23 protein-coding genes and 2 tRNA genes are annotated in these 23,380 nt (G+C 57.5%); 10 read left to right on the forward strand and 15 right to left on the reverse strand.

Annotated features, from left to right (window positions below; all coding sequences use genetic code 11):
* The first annotated feature begins 171 nt into the window (after positions 1-171).
* A complete protein-coding gene (locus AC0KVQ_RS01665; RefSeq protein WP_473419368.1) occupies positions 172-1,113 on the forward strand; it encodes a MerR family transcriptional regulator in 942 nt (313 codons plus the stop codon).
* Here the strand turns inward: AC0KVQ_RS01665 and AC0KVQ_RS01670 are convergent.
* From AC0KVQ_RS01670 to AC0KVQ_RS01705, 8 genes are read right to left on the reverse strand one after another with little or no spacing between them, the layout of a single operon-like run.
* On the reverse strand, positions 1,079-1,492 hold the full coding sequence (locus AC0KVQ_RS01670) for a nuclear transport factor 2 family protein (RefSeq protein ID WP_473419369.1): 414 nt from the start codon (positions 1,490-1,492) through the stop codon (positions 1,079-1,081). The two genes, AC0KVQ_RS01665 and AC0KVQ_RS01670, sit on opposite strands and share 35 nt — an antisense overlap.
* Positions 1,489-2,274 carry an SDR family NAD(P)-dependent oxidoreductase gene (locus AC0KVQ_RS01675; RefSeq protein WP_473419370.1) on the reverse strand — a complete coding sequence of 262 codons (786 nt, stop codon included), beginning with the start codon at positions 2,272-2,274 and terminating at the stop codon, positions 1,489-1,491. The genes AC0KVQ_RS01670 and AC0KVQ_RS01675 overlap by 4 nt, the downstream gene beginning before the upstream one ends.
* 1 nt (position 2,275) lies before the next feature.
* Complete coding sequence (locus tag AC0KVQ_RS01680; RefSeq protein ID WP_473419371.1) at positions 2,276-2,797, reverse strand: DUF3833 domain-containing protein; 522 nt, start codon at positions 2,795-2,797, stop codon at positions 2,276-2,278.
* Positions 2,794-4,053 (reverse strand): MFS transporter, encoded by a 1,260-nt coding sequence (locus AC0KVQ_RS01685; protein WP_473419372.1) that lies wholly within the window; start codon positions 4,051-4,053, stop codon positions 2,794-2,796. The genes AC0KVQ_RS01680 and AC0KVQ_RS01685 overlap by 4 nt, the downstream gene beginning before the upstream one ends.
* Positions 4,050-4,577, reverse strand: coding sequence for a chalcone isomerase family protein (locus AC0KVQ_RS01690; protein ID WP_473419373.1), 528 nt, complete (start codon positions 4,575-4,577; stop codon positions 4,050-4,052). The genes AC0KVQ_RS01685 and AC0KVQ_RS01690 overlap by 4 nt, the downstream gene beginning before the upstream one ends.
* Complete coding sequence (locus AC0KVQ_RS01695) at positions 4,574-5,788, reverse strand: class I SAM-dependent methyltransferase (RefSeq protein WP_473419374.1); 1,215 nt, start codon at positions 5,786-5,788, stop codon at positions 4,574-4,576. The genes AC0KVQ_RS01690 and AC0KVQ_RS01695 overlap by 4 nt, the downstream gene beginning before the upstream one ends.
* Positions 5,785-6,567, reverse strand: a complete 783-nt coding sequence (locus AC0KVQ_RS01700; RefSeq protein WP_473419375.1) for a DUF1365 domain-containing protein — start codon at positions 6,565-6,567, stop codon at positions 5,785-5,787. Before AC0KVQ_RS01700 ends, AC0KVQ_RS01695 begins: the two co-directional genes overlap by 4 nt.
* On the reverse strand, positions 6,506-7,849 hold the full coding sequence (locus tag AC0KVQ_RS01705) for an NAD(P)/FAD-dependent oxidoreductase (RefSeq protein WP_473419376.1): 1,344 nt from the start codon (positions 7,847-7,849) through the stop codon (positions 6,506-6,508). Before AC0KVQ_RS01705 ends, AC0KVQ_RS01700 begins: the two co-directional genes overlap by 62 nt.
* Before the next feature lie 212 nt (positions 7,850-8,061).
* Here AC0KVQ_RS01705 and AC0KVQ_RS01710 point away from each other — a divergent pair, with 212 nt between their 5' ends.
* Positions 8,062-8,796 (forward strand): pteridine reductase, encoded by a 735-nt coding sequence (locus AC0KVQ_RS01710; protein ID WP_473419377.1) that lies wholly within the window; start codon positions 8,062-8,064, stop codon positions 8,794-8,796.
* A gap of 30 nt (positions 8,797-8,826) precedes the next feature.
* On the opposite strand, the gene AC0KVQ_RS01715 is transcribed toward AC0KVQ_RS01710, so the two are convergent.
* The 4 genes from AC0KVQ_RS01715 to eat form a co-directional block, all read right to left on the reverse strand.
* Positions 8,827-10,452, reverse strand: coding sequence for a methyl-accepting chemotaxis protein (locus AC0KVQ_RS01715; RefSeq protein ID WP_473419378.1), 1,626 nt, complete (start codon positions 10,450-10,452; stop codon positions 8,827-8,829).
* Between the two features lie 390 nt (positions 10,453-10,842).
* Positions 10,843-11,658, reverse strand: coding sequence for an ethanolamine ammonia-lyase subunit EutC (eutC, locus tag AC0KVQ_RS01720; RefSeq protein ID WP_473419379.1), 816 nt, complete (start codon positions 11,656-11,658; stop codon positions 10,843-10,845).
* Positions 11,655-13,061, reverse strand: a complete 1,407-nt coding sequence (locus AC0KVQ_RS01725; RefSeq protein WP_473419380.1) for an ethanolamine ammonia-lyase subunit EutB — start codon at positions 13,059-13,061, stop codon at positions 11,655-11,657. Before AC0KVQ_RS01725 ends, eutC begins: the two co-directional genes overlap by 4 nt.
* Positions 13,062-13,072: 11 nt before the next feature.
* A complete protein-coding gene (gene eat, locus AC0KVQ_RS01730; protein ID WP_473419381.1) occupies positions 13,073-14,446 on the reverse strand; it encodes an ethanolamine permease in 1,374 nt (457 codons plus the stop codon).
* Positions 14,447-14,628: 182 nt separating this feature from the next.
* On the opposite strand from eat, the gene AC0KVQ_RS01735 reads away from it, so the two are divergent.
* Positions 14,629-15,603 carry a helix-turn-helix domain-containing protein gene (locus AC0KVQ_RS01735; RefSeq protein ID WP_473419382.1) on the forward strand — a complete coding sequence of 325 codons (975 nt, stop codon included), beginning with the start codon at positions 14,629-14,631 and terminating at the stop codon, positions 15,601-15,603.
* Between the two features lie 6 nt (positions 15,604-15,609).
* Here the strand turns inward: AC0KVQ_RS01735 and AC0KVQ_RS01740 are convergent, their stop codons facing one another.
* Positions 15,610-15,792 carry a hypothetical protein gene (locus AC0KVQ_RS01740; RefSeq protein ID WP_473419383.1) on the reverse strand — a complete coding sequence of 61 codons (183 nt, stop codon included), beginning with the start codon at positions 15,790-15,792 and terminating at the stop codon, positions 15,610-15,612.
* Between the two features lie 1,266 nt (positions 15,793-17,058).
* Here AC0KVQ_RS01740 and AC0KVQ_RS01745 point away from each other — a divergent pair.
* From AC0KVQ_RS01745 to AC0KVQ_RS01770, 6 genes are all read left to right on the forward strand, one after another.
* Positions 17,059-18,252, forward strand: a complete 1,194-nt coding sequence (locus tag AC0KVQ_RS01745) for a reverse transcriptase family protein (protein WP_473419384.1) — start codon at positions 17,059-17,061, stop codon at positions 18,250-18,252.
* Positions 18,197-18,937: a retron Ec48 family effector membrane protein gene (locus AC0KVQ_RS01750; protein WP_473419385.1), complete on the forward strand. Its 741-nt coding sequence runs from the start codon at positions 18,197-18,199 to the stop codon at positions 18,935-18,937. Before AC0KVQ_RS01745 ends, AC0KVQ_RS01750 begins: the two co-directional genes overlap by 56 nt.
* A 65-nt stretch (positions 18,938-19,002) precedes the next feature.
* Positions 19,003-19,800, forward strand: coding sequence for a hypothetical protein (locus tag AC0KVQ_RS01755; protein WP_473419386.1), 798 nt, complete (start codon positions 19,003-19,005; stop codon positions 19,798-19,800).
* Positions 19,801-19,890: 90 nt separating this feature from the next.
* Positions 19,891-21,231, forward strand: coding sequence for a hypothetical protein (locus tag AC0KVQ_RS01760; protein ID WP_473419387.1), 1,341 nt, complete (start codon positions 19,891-19,893; stop codon positions 21,229-21,231).
* A 3-nt stretch (positions 21,232-21,234) separates the two neighbouring features.
* Complete coding sequence (locus AC0KVQ_RS01765) at positions 21,235-21,570, forward strand: hypothetical protein (protein ID WP_473419388.1); 336 nt, start codon at positions 21,235-21,237, stop codon at positions 21,568-21,570.
* Positions 21,571-21,641: 71 nt separating this feature from the next.
* Positions 21,642-22,499: a tyrosine-type recombinase/integrase gene (locus AC0KVQ_RS01770; RefSeq protein WP_473419389.1), complete on the forward strand. Its 858-nt coding sequence runs from the start codon at positions 21,642-21,644 to the stop codon at positions 22,497-22,499.
* Between the two features lie 26 nt (positions 22,500-22,525).
* On the opposite strand, the gene AC0KVQ_RS01775 is transcribed toward AC0KVQ_RS01770, so the two are convergent.
* Both AC0KVQ_RS01775 and AC0KVQ_RS01780 read right to left on the reverse strand, forming a co-directional pair.
* Positions 22,526-22,601, reverse strand: a tRNA-Lys gene (locus tag AC0KVQ_RS01775).
* A 44-nt stretch (positions 22,602-22,645) separates the two neighbouring features.
* Positions 22,646-22,721: transfer RNA gene (locus AC0KVQ_RS01780), tRNA-Lys, on the reverse strand.
* 208 nt (positions 22,722-22,929) lie between these two features.
* Between AC0KVQ_RS01780 and gloA the strand changes: the two genes are divergently transcribed.
* The gene (gene gloA, locus AC0KVQ_RS01785; protein ID WP_473419390.1) at positions 22,930-23,319 is read left to right on the forward strand and encodes a lactoylglutathione lyase; all 390 of its coding nucleotides are present in this window, start codon (positions 22,930-22,932) and stop codon (positions 23,317-23,319) included.
* Positions 23,320-23,380: the final 61 nt, after the last annotated feature.

Consider the following 23,380-nt stretch of genomic DNA (forward strand, 5'->3'; position numbering starts at 1 on the left):
TGTCTGGGCGGTAAAGTTTGCATTCTAGGGGCTGTTGTTCCGGTGGACAAAGTGCAGGTCTGAAAAGGAAGTGTGCCGCATGTCAGCACCTGGGGTGGAACAGGAACGGCTGGCTTGTTGTTGTGACGGGCTTGTGCCATGATCAACTTGTGATTTTGTCCAGGACAAACCATGGTTGGATTGCCTATCAATGCGGTCGAGCGTGAAACCGGACTGAGCAAGGATCTGCTGCGCAAATGGGAGCAGCGCTACGGTTTTCCACAGCCGCTACGTGATGCACAAGGGGATCGACTGTATCCGCCGGAGCAAGTGGCGCGCCTGCGCCTGTTGCGGCGCCTGCTGGATCAGGGTCATCGTCCCAAGCGCTTGCTGGCGCTGGATGAGGCGACCTTGCTGGCGCTGGCCCAGCCCGAGTCGGCGCATGCGCAGGCTGCTGCAGGCGATCACCCGGTCGGCCTGCTGATCGAACTGCTCAAGGCGCATGATGTGCCTGCGATCCGCCATTTCCTGCAGCGTCAACACAGCCGGCAAGGCTTGCGCGAATTCATGACGGTTTTCCTGAACGATGCCAATCGCGCCGTGGGGGATGCCTGGGCGCATGGACAACTGAGCATTGCCGAGGAGCATCTCTATACCGAACAGGTCACGCGCTTGCTGCGTCAGCTGATGCAGGCATTGCCGGCCGGCCAGCCATGGCCACGTTGCCTGCTGACCACGGTCAGCGGCGAGATGCACGGGCTGGGCTTGCTGATGGTGGAAATGATGTTGCGGCTTGAAGGCGTGGAGCCGGTCAACCTCGGCCCGAACTTGCCTTTGGCCGAGATTCAGAATGCGGCACAGGCGCATGATAGCCAGATCGTATTGCTGTCCTTCAGTAGCGCTTTCCCGGTGCTGGAGGCCACGCGCGCCATCGCACAGGTGCGCGAATTGCTGCCATCCACGCAAGCGTTGTGGTGCGGTGGCGGGGGCACGCGATCCTTGCGGCGCTTGCCCCAGGATGTACGTATCCTGACTGATCTGGCCGAGCTTGAAACGGCTTTGGATGAGTGGCGTTCCAGCCAAGCCGGCACTGCTGGCGCTATGTTGCCGCCACCTTCCGCGTCAGCCAGCTGAACAAGGGTTTGAGCAGCGGGATCTGGCGATAGAGATCTGCGCTATCCCAGAAATCCTGATGCCGGGCGACGCGCCCGTCCATGGCGAAGGTCAGCAGGCTGCAGCCTTCGATGCATACAGGCCGCTGATCCAGGACAAAATGGAATTGCCAGCGCAGCATCACCTCTCCATTGCCCGGATAGCACGTTACATCGGTGAAGCGCGGGTCCTGCAGCGTGGCAAACATATGGCTGAAGATGCTCCGGATCGCAGCATGGCCCTGCACGCTGTTGAAGGGATCACTGAAGCGTGCGTCTTCGGTGTAGAACTCCGGCAAGCGATCCAGGCTGCCGGGCGTCAGTGTCTGGTACCAGTCGATCAGGGCATCCGCTTGCTTCATGCACGTTCCCCCAGTTTTACCAGCAAGGGCAGGAGCAGGCGGTAGGGCAACAGCCGCAGCAGCTTGAGCCAGCAGGTAAAGCGCCGCGGAAAATGGATATCGAACTGCCCGGCCGCCAGCCCTTCCAGTATCGCTTCGGCTGCCTGGGGTGGGGTCAGCAACGCGGGCATGGCAAACCGGTTCTTGGCGGTGAGCCCGGTTGCAACAAACCCCGGATTGATCAGATAAACGCCCAGTCCCTTGTCATGCAGATCGGCATACAGAATTTCGGCCAGATTGATCAATGCGGCCTTGGTCGGCCCGTAAACCGTGGCATTGGGCAAGCCGGTCATGCCGGCCACGCTGGCAATCAGGCCGATGCCGCCGTGGCCCGCAGCGATCAGGCTCGGCAGTATCCGGGACAGACCGTAATAGACGCTGCCCAGATTGCAGGCCAGCGTGGCGCGGACCCGTTCCGGTTCGATCTGCCAGCTGCGCTCTGGCTCGTAGATCGCCGCGCAAAAACAGATGAAGTCGATGCCTTCCCACGTATCCTGCAACTGCTTCCATGCGGCAGGCCATTGATCCGGGTCGCTGGCATCGAAGGCGAGCGCCATCCCTTTGCCGCCGGCTTGGTCGAGCACGGCCTGCAGGCCGTCAACGCGTCTGGCGCTGATCGCCACGCGTGCGCCGCGTTGCAGCAGGGCTTGCGCCAGCGCGGCGCCGATGCCGCTGGATGCACCAATCAGCCAGACACGCCGGCCTTGCCAATCCTGCCAGCGGGGGTTGAGCGGGCTAAACATGTCAGTGCGCCTTGCGGAAGAACAGGGTGACCTGGCCCAGCTCGAACCCCCATTTGCTCATGAACGAGCGGTTGGCCAGGGTGTCGGCATCGAGCAGGTACATCCAGTCGTCAAAATCGACGTGGTAAACCTTGCCGTCCACCGGCAGGCTCAGCACATAACGCCAGCGCAGCGCATTGCCGGCCACCTCACCGCTGGCATCGCCGATCACGTCATCGGCCTTGCCCGACCAGCGGTTGGGGCCGGTCGGGGTCAGGGTCCAGACGCGGCGCTGCTTGCTGCCATCGCTGTAGTGAAAGTCTTCTTCCAGAATCAGCTTTTCGCCTTCACTGCGTCCCTGGATTACCACGTGAAAACGCCTGACCACTTCGCCGTTGCGTTTCTGGAACATGCCCCAGGCATCTACCCGCCCGGTGAAATAGGCGCGCAGATCGAGCGCCGGTTTTTCGTCCCGGTATTGTTCAACGGGTACGCCGCCGCAGCCCAGCAGCAGGCCGCAAAGTGCCATCAGCCATTTTTTCATGAGTGTTCTCCTTGCGGGGGCAGGCGCAGGCAAGCCAGCACCAGCAGTTTCAGCAGGCAGGGTAGCCCGGCATACACCAGCGCCAGTTCCATGCCCGCGGCCTGTCCCGGTTGATAACCAAGCCAGGCCAGCAGCGGCAGGGTCAGCCCGGCGCCGGCCAGCGGCAGCTTGCCCAGCAGGCTCCAGATGCCGAAATAGCTGGCCGTCTGCGCACGCTCGCTTTCCGGAATCACATCGGCCAGCAGTGCCGGCGGCAACGCCAGATCGGCGCCGAGCACCAGTCCGGTCAGGATGCAGACGGCCAGATACCCGCCGGCATCGCCGGCTTCAAGCAATACCGCCCAGACAAACCCGGCTGCGCCGAGCGCCATACCCACCCGCCAGGCCGGCAGCTTGCCGATGCGTGCCGCCAGCCGGTGCCAAAGCGGCAATCCCAGCGCCCCGCTCACAAAGTAGGCCGCCAGAAACAGGCCGCTTTGTGCGGCCAGCTGCAGCCGGTCGGCAATGAAAAACAGGGCCAGCGTGGCCGGAATCGATACCGCCAGACTGTTGCCCAGATAGCCCAGCGCCAGACGTCGGAATGCCCGGTTGTGCAAGGCCAGCCAGCCGGAACCCGCTGCCGTGGTCTGGGCAAGGCGGGGTGGGCTGCTCCAGCGCCGGAAAATCAGCCAGCTGGTGCCCAGCAACAGGCAAAACACCAGCACAAAGCCTTGCCAGGCGGCTCGCGGTTGCATCCAGATCAGTAGTGCGCCGGGCAGCAGGCTGGCCAGTACCACGCCGATCAGGCCCGCGCCCTCGCGCGTTGCCGTGACGCGCGTACGCTCGGCCAGCACATCCGTAAGCCGTGCGCCCCAGGCCAGACAAATGATGTTGACCAGACTGTGTGCCGTGTAGGTAAGCACCAGTGCTACGCCCAGCCAGACCAGCAGCAGGGCGGTGGGGAGCTGGGGTGGCAGCAGCAGTGCTGCCAGGCCCAGCATCAGTCCCGCCACCCCCAGTCCACCCAGGCGCAGCCATCCTCCCCTACGGTGTTGCCAGCGATCGGCCAGCCGGCCAAGCCATGGATCCTGCGCGGTATCGATCAGCCGGGCGCCAAACAGCACCCAGCCTGCCAGAGCCAGCGGTAAACCCATTTCGGCGGTATAGAGGCGTGACGCCTGTACATAGACCGGCAAGGCTGCCATTGCCAGCGGCAGACCCATCAGGCTGTAGGCCAGCAAGCCCGGCCAGGCCAGCGGGGCCTGCCCGCGGTTCATGTCAGCGCTCCGCCCAGCAGGCGCTGGCGCAGGTTGCGATCACGGCTGCGCGGATCGAGCCAGATGGCAAAAAAGGCAGCGGCAAAATCCGGATCGGCAACATGGTGTTGCAGGCGATCGTTCACATAAAAGCGGCAGCCCTCGCCGGGCAGATAGACGCCAGTGATGCGCATGCCGGCTTCGACATCGACAAAGGCGCGCTGCATGGCCTCGCGCCAGCGCGAAAGCCGGGCGGCATCGATCTTGGCACCGGATAACCGTTCGATTTCTTCCAGGCTGGTTTCAACGAAACGTTCGCGCGTAATGCTGCGGTGATAGGTCAACTCCAGCGCAAAGGCGGCTTCGGGAATGGCAGCGGTCAACTGCTGCGGCGCTGCCGGGCTCCACAATCTGGCGGTGTAGATCGACAGGCCAAACCAGCGCAACTCGCCTTCGCCGATCAGCCGGGCCTGCGGCAGGGTTTCACGCCAGGCCAGCGCCGGGTTGGCAAGCAGCAAAAGGATGCACAGCAGCAGGGCCTTCATGTTGTGCGTACCAGGTGGTATTGGTAGACATCGGTGGTGCCGGCATCGAAGCCCGTTTCGCAATAGGCCAGATACAGCCGCCACAGCCTGATGAAGCGTTCGTCGAAACCCTGCTGCAGGATGGTTTCCCGCCGGGCCTCGAACACTGTGCGCCAGCGCCGCAGGGTTTCGGCATAGTCCGCGCCGAAGGCAAAGCTGTCCTGGATCGTCAAGCCTGCCCGGTTCGCCTGGCTGGCAAAACGTTGCGGGCTTGGCAGCATGCCGCCTGGAAAGATGAACTGCTGGATGAAATCCGTACCAGCGCGATAGCGGGCAAAGCGCGATTCATCGATGGTGATGGTTTGTACCAGGGCGCTGCCGCCCGGTAGCAGGTGCTGATGCAGGGTGCGGAAATAATCCGGCCAATAGCGCTCGCCCACTGCCTCGAACATTTCGATCGAGACGATGTGATCATATTGGCCGGTGAGATCGCGATAATCGGTCAGGGACAGGCTTGCCGTATCCTGCAGGCCGGCCCGGCCGATGCGCTGCCGGGCGTAATCCAGTTGTGCGGGCGAGAGCGTGATGCCGTGCACCCGGATACCCTGGCGCGCGGCATGCTCGGCGAATCCGCCCCAGCCGCAGCCGATTTCAAGAACCCGGCTGCCGGGCCGGATGGCCAGCTGGTCGATGATGCGCTGGTATTTGGCCTGTTGTGCCTGTGCCAGATCCTGGTGGTAATCGCCGGCAAACCAGGCGCTGGAGTAGGTCATGCTGTGATCAAGCCACAAGCGGTAGAAATCATTGCCCAGATCATAATGGGCATGGATGTTGCGTTTGCTGCCGGCTCGCGAGTTGACGCGCAGCAGGTGGCGCAATCCATACCACAACTTGCCCAGGCGGCCTCCGAACAGCGCTGGCTGCAGGACCTCTTCATTGGCCAGTGCCAGCCGCAGCAGCGCGACGACATCGGGCGAATCGCACCAGCCGTCGCGCCAGGCTTCGCCAAAACCGATATCACCGTTTTTCAGGATCAGGCCGCAACTGCGCCAGTCGCGCAGGTGCAGGCTGGCCGCAGGTCCTTCATGCGTGTTGCCGAACAGCATGCGATCTCCCAGCGGTGTGACAAGCTGCAGATGGCCGTGCCGGATGCGTGCGAGCAGGCTCAGGAACAAACGTGCGCTGGCGGGCAGCGTGGCGGGCAGGCGCCACGTGATGTCGCTCTGGTTCATGGTCGATTCTCCAGTCCGGGATCCGTGCAGGAAACACCACCCTGATGTTTCTGCGGTTGGCGGTAAAACGGCAAGCGGGCACGCCACAGGTGCCAGGCCTGCCAATGAATGCGCACGATCACGCCCAGCGTCAGCAAGGGGTGGCTGACCATGGCCTGCAGCAACGTGCGGGTAGTGGCCGGGCGCTGCCAGCCGCTGATGGCGGTCTTCAGCAGGCAGCCCTGGCCGTCGTCATAATCGATGGCGACCCGGCTCTGATCGTTTTTCTCGTTCAAGCGGAAGGTGTAATGCCCGGTCATCGGGTTGAAGGGCGAGACATGCATCAGCTTGCGGCATCGGGGCTGGGTTCCAGCAGTAATCGATCCGCCATCGGGCGCGGTCAGCACATAGGTATGCCAATCGCCGAAGGTGTTGTTGACCTCGGCCAGCACCGCGCGCAGCGCACCTGCTGCATCGTGGCACAGCCAGAAACTGACCGGATTGAAGGCATAGCCCCATTGGCGCGGGAAGGTCTGCAGCCAGATGGCGCCACCGGCATCGATACCCTGGCTGGCCAGTGTTTCGCGTACCCATTGCAGCGGATCGCTGCCATTGCGCCGGCCATAATCGCGCCAGTTGATCGACAGCGGGCGCCAGACGTTGATGCCGAACAGCCAGTTGCCTGTCGGCGGCTGGTCCATCCGGATCCGCAGCCAGAAAACACGGTAGACAAAGCGATTAATGACCGGGCGCAACCGCGCATGCATCACGTGGCCGTGCCACAGCTGCAGTGTGTCCATGATCTTCCTCCAGCCTTGCCCATGCTGGCAGGCAGGCAAAATCAGCCGCGACCGTCAGGGCAGAACGCAGCCCGTCTTCGTGAAAGCCGTAGCGGGTCCAGGCGCCGGCAAACCAGGTATGCCGGTGCCCCTGTAGTTGCGGCAGAACGGCTTGCGCCGCAATGGCCGCGTTGTCGAACAGCGGATGGTCATAATCGAACTGCGCCAGCGTGTGCTCCGGAGCAGGCGGCGAAAACGGGTTGAGGGTGACAACCACCGGTTGCGAAAAGGGCAGCGGCTGCAGGCGGTTGATCAGGTAGCTGACGCACACGGCGCGGGTCTGTGCATCATGGCTTTGGGCCAGATAGTTCCAGGCCGACCAGACAGCCCGGTTGCGCGGCAGCAGTGCGGAATCGGTATGCAGCCAGACCTTGTTGGGCTGATAACGAAAGGCACCCAGCACCTTGCGCTCGGCCTCGTCGGCATCGGCCAGCAACCTGAGCATGTCCGGCGCGTGGCCGGCCAGCACAACGCAATCGAAGGCTTGGGTATCGCTGTCGGTGCTGACCAGCGCACCATGTTCGTGGCGGACCACCTGGCGTACCGGGCTGGCATGCCGTACCTGATGAATGGCGGGCAGCATCTTTTCGACATAGCAGCGCCCGCCACCCCGCACCGTGCCCCATTGCGGCCGATCGTTGATCTGCAGCAGGTGGTGGTTGAGACAGAAACGCAGAAAGGTCGCGGCCGGAAACTGCAGGATGTCGCCGGGCGAGGAAGACCAGATGGCGGCGGCCATCGGCAACAGGTAATGCTGGCAAAACGCCTGGCCATAGCGGTGTTGTGCCAGCAGCTCGCCCAGTGTGGTCTGACGATGTGCCACTTCGTCCAGGTAAGCGGCAGCGGCCTGGTTGAAGCGCAGGATATCGCGCAGCATGCCCCAGTGGGCGGGGCGCAACAGGTTGCGCTTCTGGGCGAATACGCCACCCAGCGAATGCCCGGCCCATTCGATGCGGCCCTGGTCGACCGATACGCCAAAGGTCATCTCGCTCGGATGCAGCGCCACGCCCAGCGTTTCGAAAAGCGCCAGCAGATTGGGGTAGGTCAGATCGTTGCACACCAGAAAGCCGGTATCGACCGGATGGGTGATGCCATCCAGTGTCACATCCACGGTATGGGTGTGGCCGCCGACATAATCATTGGCTTCATACAGCGTGACGCGGTGATGCTTGCTCAGCAGCCAGGCTGTTGCCAGACCAGCAATGCCACCACCTATTACTGCAACCTGCTGATTGGGCACCATGGCTTGCTCCTGATTGGATCATGCATCCAATCTAGAATACCCGAGTGGTATTGTCAATAATTTGTCCAGGACAAAAGATGGACGGATGGTGTGGTTGTCGGAAACAGTGTCAATATGAGCCCGGATGCCGCAGCAATACTGGCAATACTGATCCCACCTCATGCAAGATATGGCAGACAAGCATGCAAAATACAAACCACGGAGATTGCATCATGGAAAAAGTGGCACTGGTCACGGGTGGCGCGCGCCGGGTGGGCGCGGGCACGGTACGCGCCTTGCACCAGGCAGGCTGGAAAATCCTGCTGCACTATCGTCATTCAGCGACTGATGCGCAGATGCTGGCGGATGAATTGAATGCCCGCCGACCGGATTCGGTTGTTCTGCATGGGCTCGACCTGCTGCAGACAGCGCGCCTGCCCGAACTGGTGGAAGCAGCTGTGGCTCACTTTGGCCGGCTGGATGCGCTGATCAACAATGCGTCGTCGTTTTACCCGACGCCCATGGGCCAGATCACTGAAGCAGCGTGGGATGACCTGATTGGCTCCAATCTGAAAGCCCCGCTGTTTCTGGCCCAGGCCGCTGCGCCCGAGCTGGCCAGAAATCAGGGAGCGATCGTCAATATCGCCGATATACATGTGGAGCGGCCGCTGGCGGGCTTTCCGGTGTACACGATTGCCAAGGCCGGTGTGGCCGCGATGACCCGCGTACTGGCGCGCGAGCTTGCCCCGGCAGTGCGCGTGAATGCGATTGCGCCCGGGGTGAATCTCTGGCCGGAAAACGAAACCGATTTCGATATCGCCGAGCGCGAACGCATCCTGGCAACCATTCCGCTCAAGCGTACCGGCCAGCCGCAGGATATTGCACAGGCCATCCTGTATCTGCTGGAGGCCAGCTATATCACCGGCGTGATCCTGCCGGTGGATGGCGGGCGCAATGTGTTTCTGTAAATAACAGCCGTCCCTTGTCGGATGATCGGGTTACAACTGGAAGCGCGCGACCACTCCGCGCAGGTTGTTGGACAAGCCCATCAACTGCGAGGAAGTCGACGCCAGTTTTTCCACTGACGCGCTGTTTTCTTCTGCCATATGGGTAACGCGCTCCATATTGCGGGCCAGATCCTGGCTGGCATCGCGCTGTTCGCCCAGCGCGGCCGTGATGTTGCTGATCGCTTCCACCACGCCGGATGCCCCGTTTTGTACTTCGAGCATGGTCTGGCTGGCCAGTTCGGCACTCGTCACAACGCTGCTGGCGCTTTCCTGGCTCTGGTTCATGCTGACCACCACGCGTGCGGCGTTGTCCTGGATCGTGTTGATGGTCTGCGTGATTTCCTGGGCCGAGATGGTCGTGCGTTCGGCCAGCTTGCGCACTTCATCGGCCACCACGGCAAAGCCGCGGCCTGCTTCGCCGGCGCGGGCGGCTTCGATGGCGGCATTCAATGCCAGCAAATTGGTTTGATCGGCCACTTCCCGGATCACGGTGGCGATCTTGCCGATGGCCTGGACTTCCTGCGTCAGTTTTTGCATCTGGCTGGCGGTGGCCTGCACGTTATGGCTGACCGATTGCATGCTGGCGGCTGAATCCTGCACGCTTTTCCCGCTCTGAATGGCCAGCCCGCCCGCGTGTTGCGCCTGTTGCGAGGCTTGGCTGGCATTGTCGGAAACGTGATTGATGCTGACAGTCAGCTCTTCCAGGGTGGCGGCCGCTGCGGCCGTTGATTCAGCCTGCTGCTGCGAGCTGGTGGCTACCTGGTCGGCCATGCTGGTCAGTTGCAAGGAAGACTGTGCCACTTCGCCGGCATTGGCCTGGATGTCCCGCAGTGTCTGCGCGAGTTGTTCACGCATTCCCTCAAGAGCATGCAGCAACTGCCCCATTTCGTCCTGAGCCTGGCCATGCCGGGTATTGCCGGAGATGGTCAGGTCACCCTTGGCAATGCGACCGGCCTGCTGTACGGCATGGGACAGTGCCTGGGCAATGCGGCTGGATAGCCGCCAGGAAGTCAGCACGCTTAGCACGAATGCCACGGCGACCAGCACCAGGATCTGGATCTTGGATTGCCGGTAACTGGTTTCCGCGCTTTCCTTGGCTTTTTTCATCTGTTCCTGCTGAAACAGCACCATGCTTTCCAGCATGGTCTGGAAAGAGCTCATCTTGGGTGTGAAGGTGCTTTCCAGGTATTCATAGGCCTCTGCTGCCTGATTGTTCCGGAGCAGGGTATAGAGGCTGTCATAGGCGGTGGCGAGTTCGTTGCGTGATTCGTTCACGACGGTCATCAGGTCCTTGCCCTCTGGAGAACGCGTCATCGAATCCAGCTTGGCCAGTGCTTCGTTGTTTTTCTTGCGCCACGCATCAATCTGGCTGATCCAAATATCGGCCTGGTCGGTTCTTCTAATGGCGTTACGCACAATGATCGATACTTCCAGCGTATTGCGCATGACCGAATCGCACAGTTCGATCTTGACCATGCGGTCTTCCAGGAACATCGACAGGTTGCTCTGAATCTGCGCCATCTTGGTAATGCTGATGGCTGCGATCAGTAGCAGGAACAGCAAGACTAGGCCGAAGCCGGCCTGCATTTTTTGCTTGATCGATAAGCGCTTGAGCATGAGTAGTTCTCCCCCTGAAATTATTGTGCCGTCAGCGAGATTTTTATTTGTAGTGCTGGCGGACAGGCTACGCATTTTCCCTTTCCGGCATCCGCATGCAAAAAGATTTTTGTAAGAAAGATGGGCTGGTCAGTTGGCTGAAACAAGTATTGGCAGTGGAATACAGGCGATTTGCGCCAGTTTGGGAAAACTTTTGCGAAATATTCCAAAAGTTGAATTGTCGGCAGGATTAAATTTGTCGATTCTTCCAGCCGGAACAGGTGAAATTCACATGTGAGGGGAAAGGGTGGATGTGCCGCAAGTGTGGGCAAAAACCAACAGCGGCAGACTGGTGCCGGCATGAATTGCCGGCGGCCGGATGCAATACATTCATCACCGCGGTGATTGAAATCAACGGATCAGGAAGCTCTGCTGCTCGCCCGGCAAGGCATCCGTGCTGGCGGATTCATCTTTGAGTTCCACGCCGGACAAACCGCGGCGCTGCGATTCGCTTAGCAGGTAGAAGAGCTTCTGCGCAGCGGCTGCATGTGGCAGGCCGGCCGGGCGCACGTTGGAGATGCAATTGCGCATGGCATCGTGGCAGCCCACCTTGGGCGAATGGGTAAAGTAGATGCCCAGGCTGTCGGGCGAGGACAGGCCGGGGCGCTCGCCGACCAATACCGCCACGATGCCGGCGTGCAGGATTTCCCCCACTTCATCGCCAATTGCCACCCGTCCTTGTGAGACGAGTGCCACTGGTGCAATGCGCCAGTTTGCCGCAAGCAGCAAGGGCAGGGTGTGTTGCAGCAGGGGAATGGCCTGGCGCTCGATCGCGCAGGCGGACAAACCGTCGGCAATCACAAAGGCAATATCGAATGCTGTCCGGGGGTGATCCGGCAACGGATAACCCTGCAAGCGGGTACGCGAAGCCTCGTCCAGTCTGCGGCCCCAGTCCGGGCGTTGCAGATAGGTCGGACGGTCGCTGGCGCGGCTGTGCAGGCGCACGGTCTGGCATCCCAGCGACTGAACCGCCTGTTCCAGTGTCTGCCAGTCCGGGCTGGCATGCACGGCATCGCGCGCGCTGGCATGCGCCAGCTGGAAGGCAAGCTGTGCCTGGGTCGGCTGGCTGATCCCGGTACGGCCCAGTGCAATGCGGGCATCGGTAAAGCGGCGCAGGGTGGACCAGGGATCGGGCTGGATGCTGAAATCCGGCAGGTCGTTTTTCATTGGATATTCTCCAGCGCGGGCAGGAATGCCGGGGCAATCGGGGCCGACAGGCGGAATGCCGATCCCTGTTGCACGATCTGCATGCGGGCCAGCCACGCTTCGAATTCCGGTGCCGGCCGCAGGCCCAGCGCCTCGCGGGCATACAGGGCATCGTGGAACGAGGTGGTCTGGTAATTGAGCATGATGTCATCCGAGCCGGGAATGCCCATCACGAAATTGCAGCCTGCCACGCCCAGCATGGTCAGCAGGATATCCATATCGTTCTGGTCGGCCTCGGCATGGTTGGTGTAGCACACGTCACAGCCCATCGGCAGGCCCAGCAGCTTGGCGCAGAAGTGGTCCTCCAGCCCGGCACGTATGATCTGCTTGCCGTCAAACAGGTATTCCGGGCCGATGAAGCCGACCACTGTGTTGACCAGTAGCGGGCGGAAGCGCCGCGCCACGGCATAGGCGCGCGCTTCGATGGTCTGCTGGTCGCAGCCATGATGGCCGTTGGCCGACAGGGCGCTGCCCTGGCCGGTTTCGAAATACATGACGTTGTCGCCGATCTGGTCGTCGAAATTGGCACCACGGCGCAAGGACAAGGCTGCCTGGTGGGCCTCGTCCAGCATCGCCAGATCGATACCGAAGCTGCGGTTGGTGGCCTCGGTGCCCCCAATCGACTGGAACACCAGATCAACCGGCGCACCGCGCTCCATCGCCTGCAGGGTATTGGTGACATGCGTCAGCACGCATGATTGGGTCGGGATTTCGTAGCGCTCGATGATCGCGCCCAGCATCTCCAAGAGGCGCACCACCTGCGGCACATTGTCGGTGGCCGGGTTGATGCCGATCACGGCATCGCCATTGGCGTAGAGCAGGCCATCGAGCACGCTGGCGGCAATGCCGGCGGCATCGTCGGTCGGGTGGTTGGGCTGCAGGCGCGTGGACAGCCGGCCAGCCAGCCCCAGCGTATTGCGCAGCCGGGTGACCACCCGGCACTTGCGTGCCACCAGCACCAGATCCTGATTGCGCATGATCTTGCTGACCGCTGCGGCCATTTCCGGCGTGATGCCGGGCGATACGGCGGCCAGCGTGGCGGAATCGGCCATATCGGATAGCAGCCAGTTGCGAAAATCGCCCACGGTGAGGTGGGCAATGCGGGAAAAGGCTGCCTGATCATGGCTGTCGATGATCAGGCGCGAGACTTCATCGGCCTCGTAGGGCACCACCAGTTCCTGCAGAAAGGTCCGCAACGGCAGTTCTGCCAGCGCCATCTGTGCGGCTACCCGTTCTTCGGCCGTGGCAGCGGCCACGCCAGCCAGGCAATCGCCCGAACGCAGCGGCGTGGCGCGCGCCATCAGGGTGCGCAGATCGGGAAAGACATAGCGTTTGGCGCCAACGGCATGGTGATACGAGGCCATGGTGCACTTCCTTATGGTGTTTCCATGGCGGCTTCGCCGCTTGCCAGATGCGGCTGGCCCAGGCGGACAAAGCCCAGATAGCCCACCAGCAAGATGCCGGCAAACAGGCATGCCAGCAGCGGGTTGTAGTAAGTCATGGTGATCAGGCAGATCACGGCCGAACCCAGGGCAAATGCCGGAAAGTACGGGAAGCAAGGTGCCATGAAACTGCGTGGCAGGTTGGCATGAGTGCGGCGCAGGCGGAACAGCGCGGCCATGCTCATGATGTACATCACGATCGCACCGAATACGGCCATGGTCACGATATTGGCCGTCAGCGTGGCACCGCCGAAGCTGATCAGCTCGTCACTGAAGATTGCAGCAATACCCACTACGCCACCAGCCAGAATCGCGCGATGCGGTGTGCCGAACCTTGGGTGAACTTGAGCCAGGAAGCTGGGAAGGTAGCCGGCACGGGCCAGCGCAAAGATCTGGCGCGAGTAGCCCAGAATGATGCCGTGGAACGAGGCGATCAGCCCGAACAGGCCCAGCCAGACCAGCATGTGCAGCCAGCCGCTTTCCCCGCCCACTACTACTTTCATGGCCTGCGGCAGCGGATCGTTGATATTGGCCAGATTGCGCCAGTCGCCGGTGCCGCCGGCAAAGATCATCACGCCAATGGCCAGCACGACGAGTGTCAGGATACCGGCAATGTAGGCAATCGGAATCGAGCGTTTCGGATCCTTCGCTTCTTCGGCTGCCATGGCTACGCCTTCAATGGCGAGGAAGAACCAGATCGCAAACGGAATCGCCGCAAAGATGCCGGGAATCGCGGCCAGGCTGAATGAATCCATGCCGGCCCAGCCTGCCTGGGTGAAGTTGCTGAGCGAGAATCCCGGCGCGACCACGCCCATGAAGACCAGCAGTTCCACAATCGCCAGGATCGTGACAAACAACTCGAAGGTGGCTGCGATCTGCACGCCGATGATGTTGAGTGTCATGAACACCAGATAGGCGCCGACTGCAGCCATTTTAGGATCAAGCGCGGGGTACTGCACATTCAGGTATGCCCCGATCGCCAGTGCAATGGCAGGTGGTGCAAACACGAATTCGATCAGCGTGGCGGCGCCGGCCAGATAGCCGCCTACCGGGCCAAAGGCGCGGCGGCTGTACTCAAATGGCCCGCCAGCATGCGGAATGGAGGTGGTCAGTTCGGTAAAACTGAAAATGAATGTGGTGTACATCGCCGCCACGAAAATAGCGGTAATCAGAAAGCCCAGCGTGCCGGCCGATGCCCAGCCATAGCTCCAGCCGAAATATTCGCCGGAAATGACCAGCCCTACTGCAATGCCCCACAGCTGCAGCGTGCCGAGCGTGGGGCGCAGCCCCGATCCGTTCTTGCTCATGATGGTTTCCCCTTTGTTGAGTTCGCGTCTGGCATGGCGGTTGCTTGAGTGGTTATGAGCCATACCGTGCTGGCAGCTTAAGCCGATCATTTGCGAAAGCGTTATCGAAATTCGGCAAAAATGGGGTAAATGCAATGAAAGACAGCTTATCTTGCGCGAAATTGCAGCCAAGTTACGGCTGTTTGCAAACGCGAAGCGCTTTTGATGTCGATGAGCATGCAAGCAATCTCAGTGCCTGGGAGCAGCACTATGACCAGATATCGGCCGGGCGCTTCTGTGGCGGCGTCAGCGAGCTCTGGACGCCGCAAGCTCAGGTGTTTTATGAGCATGCCAGTAGCGCCGTGCGCCAGCAGTGTTGCGTCTGGCCAGATGCCTGGTGGTTCGGCATCCCGGTCCGGTACGATGGCACCAGAATGGGTGGCAAGGAGGCACCGGAAGGTGCTGTTCTGGTGCGTCACGGAAATTCGCCGTTCGAGCTGGTGACGCCAGCAGGGCACCAGATTTTCGGCATTGTGGTGCAGCAGTCCGCGCTGGAACAGTTCTGCGCCGGGCAAGGGTACGCTGTTGACTGGGCGCGGTTGCAAAGGGCGAACTGGGTGCAGGCCGAGAGTGGTCGGTATCAGCAAACAGTCGATCAGCTGCAGGGGCTTTTTGCCGGGCTGGCGTGCAATCCTGTCGCTGGTGGCCATGAGCAGGCCCGCTACGGTCTTGAATTTTCGTTGCTGGAAATGTTGCTGCCTTTCTTGCTGGCAACGGATGGCGAATCGGTGGAATGTTCGGCAAGCCAGCGCCGGCGCCAGGTGGTGCTTCAGGTCATGGAGCTGGCACGCCAGCGGCCGGATTGGGTGCCAAGTGTTCCGGAATTATGTGCACAATTCCATCTGAGCCGCCGTGCCCTGCAATATGCCTTCGAGGAAGTGCTGGACTGCAGTCCGGCCAGCTATCTGCGCGCGATTCGCCTCAACGGTGTTCGTCGATCCCTGCGCACCCGGCAGTACGCCAGCGTGCAGGATGCGGCCGCTGCCTGGGGTTTCTGGAATTTGAGCCAGTTTTCGGCCGATTATCGAAGATTCTTTGGCGAGCGGCCATCACAGACCTTGCAGTGCGCCATGACGGACGGGCTGTTGTCCGCAGCGGGTGCCCGCTGCGTGCATTAGCGGTGCTTATTGGCGCGACTGGCATGTTTTATTGGCTTCCACTGCGGCAAGCGCTTTGCACATCGCCTCGTAAGCCTCCCACTCGGCCTCAAAGTGGCCGCCGCTGGAGTGAATTTCCCCGTTTTGCAGGATCACCCAGTACCAGCTTCCCGTCTCTGACCGGTGTGTTGTTCCGGAATAGCAATCCATCTGGAAACTCCCGACCAATCTGCCCATAAGTTTATTATGCTGCAGTGCAGCATTGGTGCAAGTGCTACCTGATTTGCGGTAGTGGGCTGATCGCAGGGGTTTCTATACCGTCGGTCCATTCCGAGCCGGTATGTGTTTGCTGTTGATTGGATGTGTCGATGGGTGAAAGTAAAAATTTTGGTTGGTCGTATCGGGCGTGCATGCCTGCTATCGCGGCGGCAAGATCCGTGGGGGAAAGGCTTTATAGATAAAGTTGAGGCTCAAGGCCTGATACAGGTAGTTGTGAAAGCGCGTGCCAAAATTGCTCGGCCGGGCCGCCAGTGACATGCAGCGGCTCGTGTCTTTGTTGATCTGGCTCCCGTGAAGCGGACATCTTCGATGATGTGGTGGCGAACCTGGCCTACCGGAGCGGGTGGCGGCTGGATTGAGCATTTCTACTCAGTGAATGCCTAAACGCGACAAAGCCCCTTGGTTTTCACTGAGGGGCTTTGTTGGGTTGCAGTACGTATTTTTCATTACCGCATTTGAATGCAAGGATGGCATGTGTCGTAACTGCGCTTTACTGCAATGATGCATGCACCGCCTTGCTGCCAGGAAGCGCCCAGATATTTCATCAGGGAGGCAGGAAACTCACTGCCATGCTTCCGATTTGAATATAGATCAGCGAATTTGAATCGCTGTTTCATTTCCGACGAAAGGGGGCTGGCGAAAATTTCCGAACCCGCGTGTCTTCGGTATCTGTTCGGCGGTCGAAGTGGGTGTGATGGCAGAAAAGCAAAAAGCCCAACCGGGTAGATTGGGCTTTTTACATTTTGTCTTTGGTGGGTCGTCACAGATTCGAACTGTGGACCTACGGATTAAGAGTTGTTTTAAATTCAATATGTTAACGCATGTGCCCGCCCTCAATCGCACGTGCTCGTGCATAAATCACGATAGGATCGGAAACTTCCAAAAGTGGGGGTAAAAGAGTAATTGCACGGACGAAGATAAAGTGCTAATGTAAAACGGCGTGAGCTTACAGTTCACTTTCCTGCAGTGTGCATTTAATACATGTCGAATTTGCTTGTAGCTTAGTAATTGCTATGAGTGCCTAGTTAAATCTAGGCTACATGGGAGGAGCCTACCAACTCTCTCCCGCCTCCTACAGGAGACGCCTGGCAGGGGGGCCCAGAAAGATGGTGGCAGCTTTCGACTATGTAGCACATGAAGGAAACACCATCACTTTCTAAACTCTGTCGCATGAGTGGGCTCCTTCTGCATCATCACATGACTTTCACTGCATCCCCTCCGAAGATACTCTCAGGCCCGATCATGACTGTAGCTAAGTTGTGTGAGGTTCTGGATGTTGATGAGTATGAACTTAAAGCAATTGCATCACTTCCCTTATCTGGCCGGTTTACACCACACTCCAACGTTCCAAAGAAAAAAGATGGGTCCACTAGGTTAGTTTTTAACCCAAGTCGGCAGGTTAGAAAAATTCAGAGCAGGATAAATTCTCGAATTTTTAATTCCAAAGGCGTTATAAAATGGCCGGATTACCTGTACGGTTCTATTCCAAAGGAGGTTAAAGGATCATCTAAGGACTATATTGCGGCCGCACATGTTCACTGCAAGGCAAAAAGTCTTCTGACAATGGATATTAAGGATTTTTTTGATAATATTCATGAGAGCGTTGTTGTAGATATGTTCATAAAGCTTTTTAAGTATTCGGAAGAGGTTTCTCGGATATTGGCTAATGTGTGTTGCTATGATGGGCATTTGGTGCAAGGTGCATTGACATCTAGTTATATTGCAAATTTAGTATTGCATGATGTGGAGTGTGAATTAGTTAGAAAGCTTGGGTATAAGAAATTGCGGTACACGAGGCTTGTTGATGATATAAATATATCATCGGAGGTTTCAAATTATAATTTTGATTATGCTTATGATCTTGTAAAAATGACCCTTGCGCTGAAGGGGCTTCCCATTAATGAAAATAAAACAAAAAAACAATACACGTCAACATCGCCTATGGTGATGCATGGGCTAAGAATTGGGTTTGAACAGCCGAGACTTTTGACTGAGGATGTAAAGAGAATTAAGGCGGCCGTCCATAGTCTTGTTCAGCAACAGCGAGAGAGTAATTCTCGATCTGGCAGGGAATATCGAACAGCTTTCAATAAGACATTGGGTAGGGTAAATAAATTAAAGCGTGTGGGTCACAAAGATCATTCAAAATTGCTCCGAATTTTGATGAGGATTTCACCGTTGCCATGCTGTAATGACCTACTTTCAACAAGTAAGCTTATATGTAGAATTGAAAAGGATTTCTTGGAGAAGAATAATAATTCCTATGCGTATAAGCGTCGGTATTATATTGCGCAACAAAAAATAAATTTGTTGAGTAAGGGGGGTGAGTTTATAAATGAATCGTTTATTCTTAGAAATAAAATCAAAGATTTGCGGCCTGTTGGTAAGTGACAAAATAAACGCAAGTTTGTTTTTTAAAATTGTTCTTTCGTACTTTATAATTTTATTTGTGGTATTTCTTGCATATGCAGTTATTACTGTTAGTGGTTGGGGTGGCGTTGAGTTTTGCCTTAAGGCGGAATGCATTGATAACTTTATCGATGCTCAGGAAAATCCTTTAGCTTTTTTAAAAGCTGGTATTGATTTTCTTGTTGCTGGTGCTACTGTATTGGGTATTACGGTTGCTTTGTCAACGTACGAGTCGAATAAAGAGACGTCAAGGCATACAAACCATATTGAATATCAAACCCTTTTTTGCGATTACGTTTGGGCTAGGGTTGCTAAGCTTGATAAGGTAGTTCCGGTTGATGTCGATCCTATACTTTGGTTTAATAAGATTTTTCCAAAATCTCAAAGTGGTGAATTAATAAATCCTTCCAGTGATTATATTGAGTTGATGGGTGACATAATTGCATTGGAGGAGAGGTCGACTGAAGAGTATGGTAGAGGGGTTTTTGATCATAATAAGCATCAGGTTGTGGTGAATTGTTTAATTAACAAGATTGGATTAAAAATGGCCCACTTGAGTCGTGTTGACTATAAGGTTGTCGGTGGGCAAATTTATGAGTTGATTAATGTGGTGAATTCAGCGTTTTGCAGAGGTGGTATAGATGAAATTCATCAAGGAAAATACTAGTGGGTTGTGGTGATTTGTTTTGTATGCAACAAATATATAGTTGTGCTGTGTATTAACCGGCTTTTATGCTTAAGAAAGAATTCAATAAGCTAACTATCGACCAGTTTCAGTCTGTGATTAAGTCACTGCCTGAGCTGCGAAGCCAGTCAAGAGAGCTTGCTGATATGGTGCGATCCGCACCTTGCGCGCGTGTTGATGACCTTCTTGGCAGTAATTTCCACTGGTCTTCTCTTTACGAGAAATCATTCGAAGAATCCTTGGCATTTCTGGTTGTGGCAATGGATTTGCAAGGTAAATTGCGGGAGATTGCAGAAAGTCCCGATCCTCAGCAAGCAGCCATAGTGTGGGCGCAAGAAGAGGGCATTCAAGAGTGGAATGGTGGCTTTCAAGGGCAGTTTGAAAAGAAGCATGTCATCGGCGCATTTGTGGTTCTTCAGCGCAATATTCAGTCCATCATGCTTTATCACCGTTCTGTCTGTGATCTGGTTCGGCAGGTACGGGAGTTGAAAGAGTGGCGAGAGCCGTTTTTCAAGGCGGTTCGAATAGACCGTTCCGTTTTAACTTGTCCCACCTTTGCTGATCGGCTGGCTCGTGCCGAGCTAGAAAATGACAGGATTTTTTTTGACAGCTTACGCAGCGCCCTGAAAGGGCCCCAGAAAAAGCATTGGGAAAACTATCATGATCTTCGCTATGCCCTGTATGTATTGCGTGAGCTTGGTTTTGATCGCCTGTCAGATGCGCAGTTAGAAAATTTGCTGGTCGATCAACTCAAGGTCTATTTGCCCTCGCCATCCGCTCGCAAGAATCTACGTAAGCAATTCACAGAGTCCAAGCGCATGCAACTACCTAAAAACGCAATTTGAGGTGGTCGCTCGACTCGTTGCTGGAGCATAACTTTCTCAACCGTACCAAGAAGCCATACCGGCATGCTTGGCGCGGTAAAGGAAATCGTTATGTCTTCCAAGAAATCATTGTCTGCTGATTCACTTGTTACTACTGGTTTTACAGAAGCCGCCGATGGCATGCGTGCGGCGCCCACCGGCGACGGACGCGTGCCAGAGGGGGCGGCAGGTACGCCGCCTAGTAACACAGTACCTGATAACAGCATTCCTCCTTTGGGGAGCTTCACGCCTCTGCGCTGGGGAGTGGATAGTCTGTATTTGTCCTACCAAGGCGACCTGTTCCCTGAAGTGCAATCTCGCCTGAAAGCCCTCAAGCTGCTGGCGCAATCCTCTGAACCCTATCAACAGATTGACGCGCAATACGCGCTGGATGCGCATGTATTCGAGGTCAAGGATAAAGGCGCACCGCGTTATCCCTACATTCTTGAAGATGGGGCTTTCCGTATTCAGTTGTCCAATCCCGGCAAGGCCGTTCCGATGGCCTATGTGAAGATTTCCTCGGGGTGTCTAGCTGCCGATAGCCCTGTGCAGATTGAGCAGCAGCTACGGGCTTTGCTGGTGCAATTGGGGGATGTCACCGATACGGCTCAAGTCAGCCGGATTGATCTGTATGTCGATTTCGCTTCGCTGGATGATATGGAATGGAAACGGGAGGCGTGGGTCACACGGGCGGGGGCGCTCAGTGCTTATGCACAGGATCGTGCGTTTACCGGTTGGGCGGTGGGGCAGGGTGGGCCCATTTCGGCGCGGCTCTATAACAAAACCGTTGAGATCAAGAAGAGCGGCAAGTTCTATCTGCTCGATTTGTGGAAAGAAGCGGGTTGGCATCCGGGCGAGCCGGTCTGGCGGCTGGAATTTCAATTCAAGCGCGAAATCCTCACCCAATTGGGGCTGGCCTCCTTATCTCAGGTGATGGAGCACCTGAACGGGCTGTGGGGCTATGCCATGACCGATTGGCTCAAGCTCACGCTGCCCAATCCCGGTGATCAGACGCGTGCACGCTGGCCTGTTCATCCCTTGTGGGGTGAATTGTCCTCTGTCGATTGGGACGGCAATGGCGGGCCGTTGCTGCGCAATTTTAAGCCCACCCGCGAACCGAATGAGGAGCGCTTGCTGTCGATGGCATCCAGTTCGCTGATTTCGTTCATGGCACGACGTGGCATCGTCGAGCTGGGAGAAGGGGAGGCGGCGTTCCAACGGGCCATCTACACCCATCTGAGCGACAAGGCGGTCTGGAGTGAAGTACCTCTGGGGCAATATCTGGAGGAAAAGGTGGCTGCCAAGGCGCGGCAGTTCAATACGCGCTTGAACAATCCGGATCAGGAAGTAGAGCAGCAGGCTATCGCGCAGCAGCAACAGGCCAAGGCCTACCGTAAAGCGAGCAAGGGGTAAGTCATGGAAACCAACCTGCCCTTGCCGCAAACCCGCTGTCTGAGCAAAGAACAGGCGGCGGCCTATCTCGGGATCGGTCTGACCCTGTTAGCCGAGCTAAACATACCGTCCATCAAGCTGGGCAAGCGTTGCCTGTATGACGTGCTTGACCTGGATGCATGGCTTGACGAGTATAAGCAGCGAGGGCGGGCCAGAAAGGAGCAATTATGGCCCGTGAACGCGGTATCTACCGGAGACCTGACTCCCGTTTCTGGTGGATCGATACCACACTCCCCAACGGAGAACGCCTACGCCAAAGCGCTGGGACTGAAAGTCGAGAAGAGGCGGAAGCCCTGTTAGCCAAGCTGGTCTTGGATGCTTACCGGGAAACGCATTTCGGCATCAAGCCGCAACGCTCATGGCAGGAGGCCGTGGTTCGGTATTTGGCCCTCAAGGCGAACCTACGCAGTTATGCAGACGTGCAGCGCATCTGCCGCATGCTGCATCCCTATCTGGGTCACTTGATGCTGGACCAGATCAATGGCGACATGATCTGGAAGGTGATTCAGGGCGAGATGAAAAAGGGTAACAAGCCGGCCACCATCAATCGGTATCTGGCGCTGATTCGCAGTTTGTTGCGCATGGCGCGGGACGAATGGCAGTGGTTGGACAGCATCCCCAAGGTGCGCCTGTTGCCCGGCGAGGTCGAGCGGGACCGCTGGTTGACGCGGGAAGAGGCTGACAGGCTGGTTCTGGCTTGTCCGCCCCATCTGGCGGCGCTGGTGCGTTTTGCCTTGGCCACAGGTTGTCGGGCGAGGGAAATTGCCGAACTGGAGTGGAACCGGGTGGACCTGAGTCGGGGCACCGCATGGCTCAACCGGACCAAAAATGGCACGCCGCGAGGCGTTCCGCTGAATCGTGATGCGGTTGCCGTACTGGAAGAGCAGTGTGGCAATCATCCGCAATTTTGCTTTACGTTTCGGGGTGCACCCATCCGCTGGCAGTTGAGCAATACCGCGTGGCTGGAAGCCTTGAAGCGTGCCGGGATCGAAGATTTTCGGTTCCATGATCTGCGCCATACGTGGGCCTCATGGCACCGCCAAGCGGGAACGACTTGCGACGAGTTGAAAGACTTGGGCGGCTGGAAATCCCGCAACATGGTGGATCGCTATGCCAAGTTTGCCACGGAGAATTTAGCCAAGGCAGCGGCACGGATCGAGCAACATCGGGGAGAAAACGTGCTGGATTACGTCACGTTTGTGTCACGGCAGGAAAGCAAAAGGGCTTAGCCTTTCGACTAAGCCCTTGAATTCTTTGGTGGGTCGTCACAGATTCGAACTGTGGACCTACGGATTAAGAGTCCGCTGCTCTACCAGCTGAGCTAACGACCCAAAGAGCCGCGCATTGTATAGCGCTTTTTTGTTCTGTGCAAGGGTGGTAGGCCGTGCGGGACTCGAACCTGCGACCAACGGATTAAAAGTCCGCTGCTCTACCAACTGAGCTAACGACCCGCCCTGTACAGAGAGGCGTGATTATAAGGATTGGTTTTTTTCTGTCAAGAGTTTGGTCCCAAAAAAACATGCGTCGAGAAAATACAAGCTTGTGCGCTGCAAGTGGGCCTAAAATTCCAGTCATGGTATCCGCGCAACGCGCCGATGGAAATTCTGGCGCTGACGCGATGCGATTTTTGTGCAAACTAAATCTACGCGAGAGAAAGACATGCGAATTCTTCACACCATGATCCGGGTGGGTGACCTGGATCGTTCGATCAAGTTTTACACTGAAGTACTGGGCATGCAGGTGATCAGCCGTTCCGATTATCCGGAAGGCAAGTTCACCAATGTATTCGTGGGATATGGCAGCAAGGAAGATGGTGCAGTCATCGAACTCACTTACAACTACGGTGTTGAATCCTACGAGCTGGGTACGGGTTTTGGTCACATCGCTGTATCCGTGCCGGATGCGTATGCGGCTTGTGCCGAGATCAAGCGCCGCGGTGGCGTGGTTACCCGCGAGGCCGGGCCGATGAAGCATGGCACGACAGTGATCGCATTCGCTTGTGATCCGGATGGCTACAAGATCGAGCTGATCGAGAAAAAGAATGAATGATTCCGGATCGTGATCCGCCAAAAAAGCGCAGGTTGTCCTGCGCTTTTTTGTTGTCGATTGC

This window comes from Formivibrio sp. oc-25, assembly GCF_055810895.1.